Origin of the sequence: Corynebacterium sp. MSK004, from assembly GCF_030232515.1 — a bacterium.
Classification (GTDB): Bacteria; Actinomycetota; Actinomycetes; order Mycobacteriales; family Mycobacteriaceae; genus Corynebacterium; species Corynebacterium hesseae.
Map to the genome: position 1 here is coordinate 25,897 of NZ_JASPKB010000007.1, position 10,779 is coordinate 36,675.

The following is a 10,779-nucleotide window of genomic DNA, read 5'->3' on the forward strand; positions in this document are numbered from 1 at the left end:
CTCAGAAAGAAGGAAGCTATGTCTTCAACATCGAACAGTGCTGAACTAACCAGCATTTCAGTTACCCCGCCGAGCTACCGGCATGATCCTTCAGCCCGCATCCGCGCCATCAATTGGAACCGGGTGAGCGATGACAAGGATCTTGAAGTGTGGAACCGTCTCACCGCCAATTTTTGGTTGCCAGAGAAGGTCCCGCTTTCTAATGATCTCCCGGCGTGGCAGAAGATGACGCCCGAGGAACGCAACCTCACCATGCGGGTGTTCACGGGACTCACCACCCTGGATACTGTCCAGGCCACTGTGGGAGAAATCTGTCAGATTCAAGATGCCCGCACCGAACACGAGGAGGCCGTGTATACCAACATCGCCTTCATGCAGTCAGTCCATGCCCGTTCTTACTCTTCAGTGTTTTCTACCCTGAGCAGTACAAAGGAAATTGATGAAGCATACCGCTGGGCGGTGAATAATGACCTTCTCCAGGCACGCGCCAAGAAAGTGCTCGCGCACTATTTTGGGCCGGATCCACTCAAACGCAAGGTGTCATCGACGCTGCTTTCCTCGCTGCTTCTCTACGCGGGTTTCTATCTTCCCTTGCACTTTTCTGTCCACGCCACCCTGACAAATACGGCAGACATGATTCGCCTCATTCTGCGTGACAAGGCAGTGCACGGCTACTACTCGGGTTACAAGTATCAGCGCGGTCTGGAATCCACGACCCCGCTACGGCAGAAGGAAATGCATGATTTCACCATTTCTTTGCTCGAAGAGCTTTATGCACTAGAGCTGGACTATTCCGGCGAGCTATATGAGCCTTTGGGACTCATGGATGACGTAGCCGTGTTCGTTCGCTATAACGCCAACAAGGCACTCATGAATTTGGGCTACCCGGATTATTTCCCGCCCGAAGAAACGGAAGTGAACCCAGAAATCCTCGCCGCCCTAGCCCCCGGAGCAGATGAGAACCATGACTTCTTCTCTGGATCTGGTTCCTCCTATGTCATTGGTACTGCTGAAGAAACGAGTGATGATGACTGGGATTTCTAAACCTTTTCCGCGACCGGACCAAGGAAGCTGGCTTGAGACCATCGCGCTGTTTGAAGCCATCCGCGAAGGAAACCAACCCGCAGCCATGCGGCTTTTGAATACATCCGCCGCACGAGAGGCCGTCCTCGGGGGTCTTCTAGGGCTCATCGAACTGTACTTCCGCCATGAAGAAGGAGACAAAGTAGATGGCTTCCTCACCGCCGCCCACGCTGCCGGCCCACCACCGGCCTTTGGCTGCAAGCCTTTTCTCCCTTGACCACGTCTCCCTACACCCAACTAAGAAAGAAGGTTTACCATGACCACCCCACGTATCAGCGTTATCGTCGGCAGCCTGCGCCGAGAGTCATTTGCACGCAAGATTGCACACGAGGTGCTCACGATGATCCCTGAAGACTACGAGGCAAACATCGTGGAAATCCGTGACTTGCCGCTCTATGACTTCGACTACGATGACCCCGCCGTCACGGACAAGCCCACTCCGGCTGAGTACACCACCTTTCGCGAGACCATCAAGAACTCGAGCGGGATCCTCTTCATTACGCCAGAGAACAACCGCACTATCCCTGCCTGCCTCAAGAACGCAGTGGACATCGGCTCTAAGCCCAACTCAGATGTGGCGTGGAAGAACCTTCCCGCAGGTATCATTAGCCACTCTGTAGGCCGCATGGGCGGCTACAGTTCACAGAAGAACCTTCGCCTCGCCCTGTCCTACTTCGATATGCCGCTCCCTGGTCAGCCCGAAGTATTTCTGGGCCAATCCCCCACCCTTTTCGAAGAGTCCGGACATCTCAATCAACGCACCGCAGACTTTGTCAAGGATTACGTTATGCGCTTCCTGCAGCTAACCGACAAGGCCTTTAGAGCCACGAACGGCTAGCGGTATCCCCAGCCAACACCCATCACGCCCTCTACGAAGTACTCAAAGACTCCTAGAGGGCGTTCACAATGACACAAACCCCGGATTCAGGCTCATCCTTGAGTTACCTGAATCCGGGGTTTCACGCGCGCTCGCCACCACACATGTGGCAGCGGCGTTTTACAAGCGGGAGATTACTTCTCCTCGGAAGCCTCAGCCTCGTCCTCATCGATCTCACCGAAGTACTGGTCAACATCAACCTTGTTGCCAGCCTCGTCGGTGACCTCGGCGCGGCAGATAGCCATAGCCAGGGCCTTGCCGCGGCGCACGTCAGAGAACAGGTTGCCCAGCTGGTTGCTGGACTGCAGCTGCTGGATGAACTGGTTCGGGTCCATGCCGTAGGACTGGGCGGTGAACAGGATGTGGTCGGTCAGCTCCTGCTGGGACACCTCCGGCTCCTCAACCTCAGCGAGTGCGTCCAAGAAGAGCTGGGTGCGCACGGATTCCTCAGCGGACTTGCGAGCGTCAGCGTCGAACTCCTCGCGGGTGGTGCCCTGCGCCTCAAGCAGCTGTGCCAGTGCCTTCTCGTCGTGAGCCAGCTGACCCATGACCTGGTGCAGCTGAGCGTGGACCTGCTCGTCCACCACGGAGGCGGGGAGCTCAAAGTCAACGTCGGCAAGCGCGGCCTTGAGGACCTCATCGCGGATGGCGGCAGCCTGCTCGGACTTCTTGGACTCCTCGACGCGGGTCTTGGTGTCCTCGCGCAGCTCGTCAATGGTGTCGAACTCGGAGGCCATCTGTGCGAACTCGTCGTCGAGATCCGGCAGCTTGCGCTCCTTGGTCTGCTGGACGTGGACCTTCACGGTGGCCTCGTCGCCCTCGTGCTCACCGGACTGGATGGTGGTGGTGAACTCGTTGTCCTCGTCGGTCTTCATGCCGCGCAGAGCGGTGTCGAGGCCCTTGATCAGGTTGTCGTCGCCGATGCGGTAGGTCATGCCCTCGTGGGAAGCCTCATCCAGCTTGGTGCCGTCAACCTCGGTGGTGATGTCGATGATGGCGTAGTCACCAGTCTTCATCTTGCGCTTGGTGTCCTTGAGCTCACCGAAGCGGGAAGCCAGGTCCTCGAGCGCCTTGTCGACGTCCTCCTCGGAGGTCTCCAGCGCCGGCACCTTAACGGAAATCTTGGAGAAGTCCGGCACCTCGAACTCGGGGCGGATATCTACCTCAGCGGTGAACTCGACGAAGTCGTTGTCCTCCAGCTTGGCAATGTCGATCTCCGGCTGACCAATAACCTTGAGATCGTTTTCGGTAACGGCCTGCTCGTAGCGGGACGGCAGCATGTCGTTGACTACCTGCTCGAGGATGGGGCCACGACCAAAGCGGGCGTCGATAAGCTGGCGCGGAGCCTTGCCCTTACGGAAGCCCGGGATGGAAACCTGCTGCGCGATCGCCGCGTAGGCCTGAGCGATTTCCTTGTCCAGCTCAGCGAACGGAACGTTGACGGTGAGCTTGACGCGGGTATCGCTCAGCTTGTCTACGGTGGTCTTCACGAGAAACTCTCCTGATTGTGATCGTCTAAAAATGTAATGAAGGGGCCTGGATGCGTGTCCAGGCCCCCATACGTCGGGGCGACAGGATTTGAACCTGCGACCCCCTGCTCCCAAAGCAGGTGCGCTACCAAGCTGCGCCACGCCCCGTATGGAAAGCCTCTGCGCCCGGAAGTTCCGCACGCAGCTGCGCTTCATACTGGGGCTAGTGTACCGATAGCTGCTTGACTATCCCAACACCGGCCCCAATTAAACTTTGTTTCCCCACGTCAGGGGCAGCTTTAGCGCTAGAAGTCGAAGTCGAAATCAAACATTCCGCCATCGCCCCCGTCGCCGCCAAAGAGGCCGTCGAAGAAGCCGCCTTCCTCGCCTCCCCCGGCATCGCCAGCACCCATGTCTCCGGCACCATCCATGGCACCGGGGTCCATGCCGTCGGCGCCGCCCATGTCTCCGCCCCAGTCACCGTTTTCTGCGGCTGCGGCGGAGTAGCCAACGCCGGACATACCCGCGAACATCGCATTGAACATCATGGAGTAGCCCACCATCCACACACCGGTGGTCAGCGCATCAGCCCACCACGGGCGTGAGTACCAACCGGCCGGGACCGGGCGCCCTGCCACGACACCACCCGGGTAGTAGTTCGGGGTTTGTGCCGATGCGCTTGGCGACGCCGTCAGCGTCTCCCCGTTTGCTTCTACCGTGCGGGTCTCCGTGACCTTGCCGGCCTGGCGCTGGCCTTCCAGCGGCGGCAGCTCTGGACCCGGATCCATGCCCATAATCTCGCGCGCGGCCGCCACATAATAGAGCCCCTCCAGAGCGGACTCGCGCGCTAGGTGCGCTTGCTTGACGGTTGTGGCGCGGGAAATCGCCGAATTGGCCGCGGTAAAACGCTCAGAGGCATCCGCCATAGCCTGCTGGGAGGCGGTATCCGTACCGCTCAAGTTCATCACCTGGCCACCCAAACGCTCAGTCCAGCGGCGCGCATCCGCCATCGCGTCCTCAAAACGCTGGGATTCTCGCAGCTCTTGCTGCTTCTTCCCGTTGCGCGAAGAAAGGAACCAAGCGCCGCCACCGACGACGAGGATAAGGAGCAATAACGAGCTCACGAAAGCACCACTTTCACTAAAGAGTCGAATTGTGTGTTGTTGGGATTATGTACCTATCCAAAATAACGTCCTTTACCCCTTTCTAGTTCCCATTTTCCTTTCAGCGCCCGCGTGCGCTAAAGTAGTCGGCACGCCGATTCAACGGCTTTCAACGTTGAGACTTTCAAAGTCAAGACCTTGAAAGTTGAAGATTGCCGGTTGTGGGAATGTCGTATAGTGGCTAATACCTCAGCCTTCCAAGCTGAAGACGCGGGTTCGATTCCCGTCATTCCCTCCACACAAAATAGCCCCACCACCTGCACAAACAGGGAGTGGGGCTATTTTTGTACCGGCCTGTACCAATAGCCGTGGTAGCTGACAATGTAGCTAGCCGCTCACCTTACCCAGCGCTGCACCGTCGATGGGGTACGCCCGCACATTTTCGCTACTTGGTAGGCGCTCACATCGTATGACATGGCATCCTGCACCCACTCAGAGCGAGCATCTTTCAGCTCTGCGGTAATCGTCTCTAGCTCGCGGATTTGGTCATCTGCCCATTTGATTTGGGCCATGTACACGGCTTCGTTGTACCCATCTTTCCCGGCTCGCGCCATTTCAAGCGGCTTCGCAAACAGGGTTTCCACCCAGGCGCGCTGGTCAGGAGCAAGCTCTCCCATGGCCTTTTCGTAGTCATCTTCCGACGCGGCCAAGCCCTTACGGGCGGATTCGAGAGCAACCCGGTTCCCGGTCGTGCGCTCGGCTCTGACGGTCTTGGTGGCCATGCCGATGAGGATGATTTTCATACCGATGTGGTTGAGGGTGTCGGGGCTAATGATTTGCATGATTCGGGGTCCTTTCTAGTTGTCGCCTTTGAGGGCGGAGATGTAGGTGGATGCGTCACGGCGGGTCATGCGGGCAACTTCTTCGAGGGTGGTCGGGCCTTGGCTGAACCAGGTTGTGTTCTGGCCACCGTGCTGGGAGAGAAGGCTCATGATGTAGTCAACCTGACGGTCGGTGGCAAGTGGGCCGCGTGCTTCAGCTTCGTTGCGCTCTGCCGTCTCTTTTACTTCTTGCTTGGCTTCGGTTTCGCGCTTGGTGGCGAGTTCGGCGCGCAGCTTTTCGAGTTCGACCTGTCGCTTGTCGCAGAGCGTGATGGCTTTCTCGACGGATTCAACGTTGCGGAATTCTTCACGTCCGGTGTTGCGGCTGACCACTGCGATTTCGTAGACGCGCTTACCATTAACGAATCCGGTTTGGGTGACTACGCGGTAGTCGTTGGTGGTGTAGTGGACTTCGCGGGTGCGCATCTGGCGTGCCATGGTGGGTTCCTTTGTTTGTGGCGTTTCTTGCTTACATACCCATTATGACGCACCGCGTAATAATATGCAATGCGTACTAATATCGGGGGTAATAAACGGGGGTAGCACAGGCGACGGGGCGTCAGCAGTCTGCCGTTGCGCAGTGGAAGAAGATGCTTTAGGCTCAGTGGTGTTCCCCGCATTAGCGGGGGTGAGCCGTTGCTGATGCTCAAGCGTTATGCAGATTGCTCTTATTCCCCGCGTCAGCGGGGATTTTTTAATGCCTTAAAACGCAGAAAAGGACCCCCACCCCGCTGTGGGGTGAGGGTCAAACTTCAAAGGCTTTCACAAGGCTAGTCGGTGTCCGGGTAGGTCGATATTTTCCACTCGGGGTACGTCATCATCGGTGGCGGCGGCAATGTGATGTCTTTCTCCACCGCCCAAAATTGCAACTTTCTCCAGTATGCGGCCACATACAGCTGATACTCATGGTGGATCTTGTCCTTCTCGCGAAGCTCCCCCACCTCCCCGTCCAGGCGTTGAATCGTCTCCTCTAGCCGGTCAAGACGCCGAGCATCACTAGCCTCATCGGCGGCGATAGCTTCCCGCTTATGCCGCTCCAGGGCGCGGGATACGGTGCCGAAAATACCACCGTAGTCAGCAGCCGCCTTGGAGAAAAGGCCCGACACCATGGCGAGGACGAGGACGAGGGCTAGGGCGAAGCCCCATGGTGATTTCGTGGAGGCAAGGTAGTCCAGTATTTGCTCCTCACCCATCATTCTCCTTCCTGTTGGCGACCACCGCCATGCGCACCGTCAGGGAAAACGCGACGGTTGACCACACGCCACACAGGGCCAGGTAGCTGGTGAAAAACCTCCAGTCATCCAGCGGGTCGAGGTTAATGTCTCCTGCGACCATGAAGGCGAACACCAGGTAGATAGCTGAGGTAAGTACCGCACCGTCACGCGTGATGCGGTTCCGGCCCGTTGCAAGGCCAATAGCAATCATGAGGGAGGCGAAGATACAGACCGCGCCCCATACGATTGGCGGGTTCAGGGACTCGACCTGAAACACCCCGGTACCCCGACTGGGGTTTCCGGTCACATAGTCGAGGCCTCTAGCAAAAAGTTGGAAGGCCAGCAGCGCGGTGATGAGGCGTAGCGTGCGCGTCATCATGTCACTCCCCTGCTGTGGTTGGCCCGGTGTAGACCGGCAGGGTTGCGGGCGTGGACTCAGCTTCCGCTGCTTGGGCTTGCTCTGCCAAGCGGCCCGCCATGCTCGGGGTGACACCATCAATCGTGAGGCGGTTGACAAGAGTGGTGAGGACGAAGCCGATACCACCGGTCACGGCAATGAACCACGCCGGGGCGTCAGCCAGATAGACGGGCAGGATACCCGCCAGCCACGCTAGGGCCTGCAAGACGAGCATGATGGTGCCTTTGAAGCGTAGCCACCACGGCTGAGCCACCAGCTCAGCGGCAACGGCCTCCGCAACCTGCTCCCCCACCGTGGTGAGAATTGGATTCTTGTGGTGCTTTCCCATTTACTTCTTCCTCCGCTTCAATTCGTTTACGTCCGCTTGAATCTGTGTGAGCTGCTGGCGAATCGCGGCCACAGCATCAACGAGGGTGAGATTCTGGCCCTTGTCATTGATCCCTAATTGTTCCCAGCCCTTACCCTTCGGGCCGCGTAGCTGCGTCCAGACGTCCTGTAGGGCGTCAATCTGCGGGGACAGATACCCCGTGATGAAAGCCCGCGTGTGGGCGTTTACCTGGTCTACTGCCTTCATGGTGGCTCCCTTGCTCTCCTTCTTAACCGGCTTCGCCGGGACAGTCTTACCGGCCTTTAGTTCGTCGTAGAATCGCTGCGCCTCGTCCATCCACTGCTGGTGATACTTGCCAGCACGACCGCCGAACCCGTTACCGGTGCGAGGCCCAGAAAGATGCACAGGGCACCCCGTTGCTGTGAACTCGAAGTGGTCTCGAATGTTCTTTCCGTACACGGGCCTGCCCAGGTTGAAATACAGGCAGTATGCGGCGGCGACACGAGCGCCGCTAATGATTGTTTCTTCGCTGATATTCCACGAATCAGGGTGAAAATCGCTGCCGTGGGCACGCCCGGTGTTGTTGGAGTGCTCAATGGCGATAGTGCGCTGATTCGCCCACTGGGAGGCGTTAGCCCACGCGGTATCGCGGTCGTAGACGGTTTGCACCCACCTACCGGTGGGGCCGATGACGTGGTGGGCGGAGGCGGGCCGATGGTTCCAGATTCCGTCAACGACGGCTTCGCCTTCACCTATGTACATGAGGTGGTGCCGGGTTATGAATTGGATTTTTTGGCCCGCTCTTCCCGGCGTGTAGTGCTTGCCAACCCGGTATATTTTATCGGGCTGTAGCGTGTAATAATCGCGTGACATGATTACCCTCCTTTAGATATAAGAAAAGCCGCCCGAAGGCGGCGGTCAGCGGGGGTGTGGTTAGAGCTTTGTCCAGTAGTCGGTGGCGGTGTCCGGCCGTCGGTCGTCGCGTGTGGTGTGGAGGCGTTGGCAGACGTACAAGGCACCGTTGTAGAGGCGTGTGGTTCCCTTGGTGATGAGTTCGCCTTCCCGCCATTCTGGGACTGTGGGGGCTGGCTCAACCGGCTCGTCTGGGGTGTCCGGCTCAGCTGGGGTATCCGGTTCCGTAATCAACCCAGGCGCATCCTCACCCTCAGTATTAATCGGCTCGTCACGCAGGAAATCACGGGTCACATCCTGCCAGCCGGAGAAAATTTCGCCCGGCGTTTTCGCATTCTGCCCAAGGCGGCGGTTCCGCCACAGCTTCCCGTCGTGGGAGACGAGCGCTGCTGGCGGGTAGGCGGTGGCCCGGCTGGTGGGCTTGGCCCAGGCGGCGACCTTCGCAACGAGCTGGTCGATGCTGGTTTCCGGTTCTACCTCGGTAGCAAACTGGGGCTTCAGCTCAGGGTGGGTTTCCCAGAGTTCCTTAGCGTCCTCAGCGCGGGCCTTCTCCACAGCCGGGGCGGCCTTACGGCGGTCGTATTCGTCACCGCACACCCAGCCGAAAAGGTCGAAGAAGTCTTCTTCGTTGAGTGCTGTGATGGTTTGCTTGAGGTCTTGAATGGTCATAGTATTTCTCCTTTAGAGTGGTTTGAGGTATGTAGCGGAGTAGTGGATTGTGGTTTCTGGTTTCTCCCCATTGACCTGCATGAAGAACCTATCGCCAGTGTTGATGCGGAGGGTGGCGGTCAGCGTCGGGGCCTGCAGGGACGTCACGGGCGCGGATTCCAAGAAGAAGGCGTTGACAGAGGGGCTAGCGGCCCTGCGGTAGTACAGGCGTATCGCGTTGCAGTCCACACCAGTCACCGTCACCGTGTACACCCCGGGAGGGAGAGTCTGATACACATTCCCCTCAAACGTCACGGTCTGCCAACCGGCCGAGGTCACACCACCAACAGCCTTGTCGTACTCCCTGACAATGGGGCCTGGTTTGACGAGCTTCAGTGCCATTAGCGCCCACCCCCTACGGGGGTTAGACGGTGTAGGTGATAATTCCGTACCCTTTTCCGGTGTATCCCTGCGGGGTAAGGACTCCGCCTGGATTGATCCCTACGCGGGGTGTGTAGGAGGTGGTGGTCGATTGAGCGGACACTGGCGCGTAGGTCATGCTTGTAGGGGCGTACTGGGCGGGAAAGGTCTGCTGCGCATCCAATCCATCGATTCGTAGTTCCACCACATTCCCGGTCTTTTTCACCGACCAACCCGTACCCGAGGCGGTTTCTGTAACGGGGGCAATTTTCCTCAGCGCCATTTCGCCACCGCCTTAGCCACGCGGCGGCAGATTCTACGAAGAGAGAGAGAGAGAGAGAGAGGAATCCAGTTGATAACGATTTCCGCTTTATCGGTTGGGTTCAGCACACGCACCACAGCGGAACGCTGGCTTAAATCGAGCACACCCGAAACCGAATGCGCAGTACCCGGCAAGCCAGATTCCAGAAACCGATCCTTCCCCCACTCAATCACCCGCAGGCCCGCCACATTCCACGCCGTCACAGTCATAAGACAATAACCGGAATACCCAAACCAATACGGATTACTACTGTTGTTCGGGTCGGCACCCGTCACATTCACCCAACCCGACCCGGGCGACACCACACCCCGCCGTGTCACCGGGCCAGACCGTATAAGCTTCAAAGCCATTTGTTTCTCCTTCGTTATTCCCACCAGTTGCCGGTGGTTGGTACTACCACAACAGCCTGATATCCCTTGGCTCTGATTGCGGTGTCGGCCTGTTCTGCGGTTTTGTCGTCTGGTGCTGCGAGCACGAGCTTCAGCCCGGTGGGGGCCAGGGCGACAATGGCGGCGGCTATAGCCGCTTCCATCTGCGCGGTAGACACGTCACCCGGCTCGCCCTTCGGCCCGGTCAAGGGTGGGCTCAACTTTCCCGACACACCCAACCGGTCACCCACCCAGAGGATCCCGTTCTCCGTAAAGTCGTCCCTCCACCGCTCCAGAGCCTTGACCGTCTCGGCCCCAGCCTTCGTAGCCGACTTCGCTGCGGCAGACGCCGACGAGGACGCACTACTCGCAGACTTCCCGGCCTTACCCTCTGATACGGCCGCTGCCGAAGCGTACTTCTTAGCCGCCTCGGCCTGGTTAGTAGCTGAGCTAAAAAGGCCGTCTATCTGCTCCTTGTACCCATCCGGGATGGGCAGGTGCAGCATATTGAAGCCGTCCAGCTCCAGCATGGCCCGCCCCGTGCGGACAACGTCATCATCGTCTACGAATCGGCCGGTGAGTTTAGCTGTAAATTCTTCCTGCACACCGTCACCTCCCCTAGCTCCTTTGTGTCCATAGTGGGGAGTATGGGGGAAGGTGGGGCGCGGTCATCCGCGCAGCTCACGGCAGGTTTTCACCCGAACTCTGAGGGCGATTTTTAAGGCGGTCAGCGGAC

General features: G+C 58.5%; 16 protein-coding genes and 2 tRNA genes. 4 read left to right on the forward strand and 14 right to left on the reverse strand.

Translation table 11 applies throughout. The features are described from left to right. The first annotated feature begins 18 nt into the window (after nt 1-18). The 3 genes from nrdF to QP999_RS09140 are packed head-to-tail and all read left to right on the forward strand — an operon-like array spanning nt 19 to nt 1,921. Complete coding sequence (nrdF, locus tag QP999_RS09130; RefSeq protein ID WP_023020918.1) at nt 19-1,044, forward strand: class 1b ribonucleoside-diphosphate reductase subunit beta; 1,026 nt, start codon at nt 19-21, stop codon at nt 1,042-1,044. Further along, a complete protein-coding gene (locus QP999_RS09135; protein WP_034655492.1) occupies nt 1,028-1,300 on the forward strand; it encodes a hypothetical protein in 273 nt (90 codons plus the stop codon). The genes nrdF and QP999_RS09135 overlap by 17 nt, the downstream gene beginning before the upstream one ends. Before the next feature lie 39 nt (nt 1,301-1,339). Then, a complete protein-coding gene (locus QP999_RS09140; protein WP_284848124.1) occupies nt 1,340-1,921 on the forward strand; it encodes an NADPH-dependent FMN reductase in 582 nt (193 codons plus the stop codon). Nucleotides 1,922-2,094: 173 nt separating this feature from the next. Here the strand turns inward: QP999_RS09140 and tig are convergent, their stop codons facing one another. From tig to QP999_RS09155, 3 genes are all read right to left on the reverse strand, one after another. Then, nucleotides 2,095-3,450 (reverse strand): trigger factor, encoded by a 1,356-nt coding sequence (gene tig, locus QP999_RS09145; RefSeq protein ID WP_070524649.1) that lies wholly within the window; start codon nt 3,448-3,450, stop codon nt 2,095-2,097. A gap of 73 nt (nt 3,451-3,523) precedes the next feature. After that, nucleotides 3,524-3,597 (reverse strand) — tRNA-Pro (locus tag QP999_RS09150). Nucleotides 3,598-3,734: 137 nt separating this feature from the next. Beyond that, complete coding sequence (locus QP999_RS09155; protein ID WP_284848125.1) at nt 3,735-4,553, reverse strand: DUF1542 domain-containing protein; 819 nt, start codon at nt 4,551-4,553, stop codon at nt 3,735-3,737. A 202-nt stretch (nt 4,554-4,755) separates the two neighbouring features. On the opposite strand from QP999_RS09155, the gene QP999_RS09160 reads away from it, so the two are divergent. Beyond that, a tRNA-Gly gene (locus QP999_RS09160) sits at nt 4,756-4,830 on the forward strand. Between the two features lie 97 nt (nt 4,831-4,927). Here QP999_RS09160 and QP999_RS09165 read toward each other — a convergent pair. From QP999_RS09165 to QP999_RS09215, 11 genes are all read right to left on the reverse strand, one after another. Then, entirely contained in the window at nt 4,928-5,374 is a 447-nt protein-coding gene (locus QP999_RS09165) for a hypothetical protein (protein ID WP_284848126.1), read from the reverse strand. Between the two features lie 15 nt (nt 5,375-5,389). Then, a complete protein-coding gene (locus QP999_RS09170; protein WP_284848127.1) occupies nt 5,390-5,851 on the reverse strand; it encodes a hypothetical protein in 462 nt (153 codons plus the stop codon). 332 nt (nt 5,852-6,183) lie between these two features. Beyond that, the gene (locus QP999_RS09175; protein ID WP_284848128.1) at nt 6,184-6,606 is read right to left on the reverse strand and encodes a hypothetical protein; all 423 of its coding nucleotides are present in this window, start codon (nt 6,604-6,606) and stop codon (nt 6,184-6,186) included. Then, nucleotides 6,599-7,006 (reverse strand): hypothetical protein, encoded by a 408-nt coding sequence (locus QP999_RS09180; protein WP_284848129.1) that lies wholly within the window; start codon nt 7,004-7,006, stop codon nt 6,599-6,601. Before QP999_RS09180 ends, QP999_RS09175 begins: the two co-directional genes overlap by 8 nt. Nucleotide 7,007: 1 nt before the next feature. Next, on the reverse strand, nt 7,008-7,373 hold the full coding sequence (locus tag QP999_RS09185; protein ID WP_284848130.1) for a hypothetical protein: 366 nt from the start codon (nt 7,371-7,373) through the stop codon (nt 7,008-7,010). Next, nucleotides 7,374-8,246 (reverse strand): peptidoglycan recognition protein family protein, encoded by an 873-nt coding sequence (locus QP999_RS09190; protein WP_284848131.1) that lies wholly within the window; start codon nt 8,244-8,246, stop codon nt 7,374-7,376. It abuts the gene before it with no gap. Nucleotides 8,247-8,306: 60 nt separating this feature from the next. Then, nucleotides 8,307-8,954, reverse strand: a complete 648-nt coding sequence (locus QP999_RS09195) for a hypothetical protein (protein WP_284848132.1) — start codon at nt 8,952-8,954, stop codon at nt 8,307-8,309. A 12-nt stretch (nt 8,955-8,966) separates the two neighbouring features. Beyond that, nucleotides 8,967-9,335 carry a hypothetical protein gene (locus tag QP999_RS09200; protein ID WP_284848133.1) on the reverse strand — a complete coding sequence of 123 codons (369 nt, stop codon included), beginning with the start codon at nt 9,333-9,335 and terminating at the stop codon, nt 8,967-8,969. Between the two features lie 22 nt (nt 9,336-9,357). Continuing rightward, entirely contained in the window at nt 9,358-9,636 is a 279-nt protein-coding gene (locus tag QP999_RS09205) for a hypothetical protein (RefSeq protein ID WP_158396242.1), read from the reverse strand. Beyond that, nucleotides 9,627-10,025, reverse strand: a complete 399-nt coding sequence (locus QP999_RS09210) for a hypothetical protein (RefSeq protein ID WP_284848134.1) — start codon at nt 10,023-10,025, stop codon at nt 9,627-9,629. The genes QP999_RS09205 and QP999_RS09210 overlap by 10 nt, the downstream gene beginning before the upstream one ends. Before the next feature lie 14 nt (nt 10,026-10,039). Beyond that, the gene (locus QP999_RS09215) at nt 10,040-10,648 is read right to left on the reverse strand and encodes a hypothetical protein (protein ID WP_284848135.1); all 609 of its coding nucleotides are present in this window, start codon (nt 10,646-10,648) and stop codon (nt 10,040-10,042) included. Nucleotides 10,649-10,779: the final 131 nt, after the last annotated feature.

Excerpts from the sequence above, each read along its gene's own strand:
- nrdF (WP_023020918.1), top strand. The coding sequence starts at position 19 with ATGTCTTCAACATCGAACAGTGCTGAACTAACCAGCATTTCAGTTACC.
- QP999_RS09135 (WP_034655492.1), top strand. The coding sequence starts at position 1,028 with ATGACTGGGATTTCTAAACCTTTTCCGCGACCGGACCAAGGAAGCTGG.
- QP999_RS09140 (WP_284848124.1), top strand. The coding sequence starts at position 1,340 with ATGACCACCCCACGTATCAGCGTTATCGTCGGCAGCCTGCGCCGAGAG.
- QP999_RS09165 (WP_284848126.1), bottom strand. The coding sequence starts at position 5,374 with ATGCAAATCATTAGCCCCGACACCCTCAACCACATCGGTATGAAAATC.
- QP999_RS09170 (WP_284848127.1), bottom strand. The coding sequence starts at position 5,851 with ATGGCACGCCAGATGCGCACCCGCGAAGTCCACTACACCACCAACGAC.
- QP999_RS09175 (WP_284848128.1), bottom strand. The coding sequence starts at position 6,606 with ATGGGTGAGGAGCAAATACTGGACTACCTTGCCTCCACGAAATCACCA.
- QP999_RS09180 (WP_284848129.1), bottom strand. The coding sequence starts at position 7,006 with ATGATGACGCGCACGCTACGCCTCATCACCGCGCTGCTGGCCTTCCAA.
- QP999_RS09185 (WP_284848130.1), bottom strand. The coding sequence starts at position 7,373 with ATGGGAAAGCACCACAAGAATCCAATTCTCACCACGGTGGGGGAGCAG.
- QP999_RS09190 (WP_284848131.1), bottom strand. The coding sequence starts at position 8,246 with ATGTCACGCGATTATTACACGCTACAGCCCGATAAAATATACCGGGTT.
- QP999_RS09195 (WP_284848132.1), bottom strand. The coding sequence starts at position 8,954 with ATGACCATTCAAGACCTCAAGCAAACCATCACAGCACTCAACGAAGAA.
- QP999_RS09200 (WP_284848133.1), bottom strand. The coding sequence starts at position 9,335 with ATGGCACTGAAGCTCGTCAAACCAGGCCCCATTGTCAGGGAGTACGAC.
- QP999_RS09205 (WP_158396242.1), bottom strand. The coding sequence starts at position 9,636 with ATGGCGCTGAGGAAAATTGCCCCCGTTACAGAAACCGCCTCGGGTACG.
- QP999_RS09210 (WP_284848134.1), bottom strand. The coding sequence starts at position 10,025 with ATGGCTTTGAAGCTTATACGGTCTGGCCCGGTGACACGGCGGGGTGTG.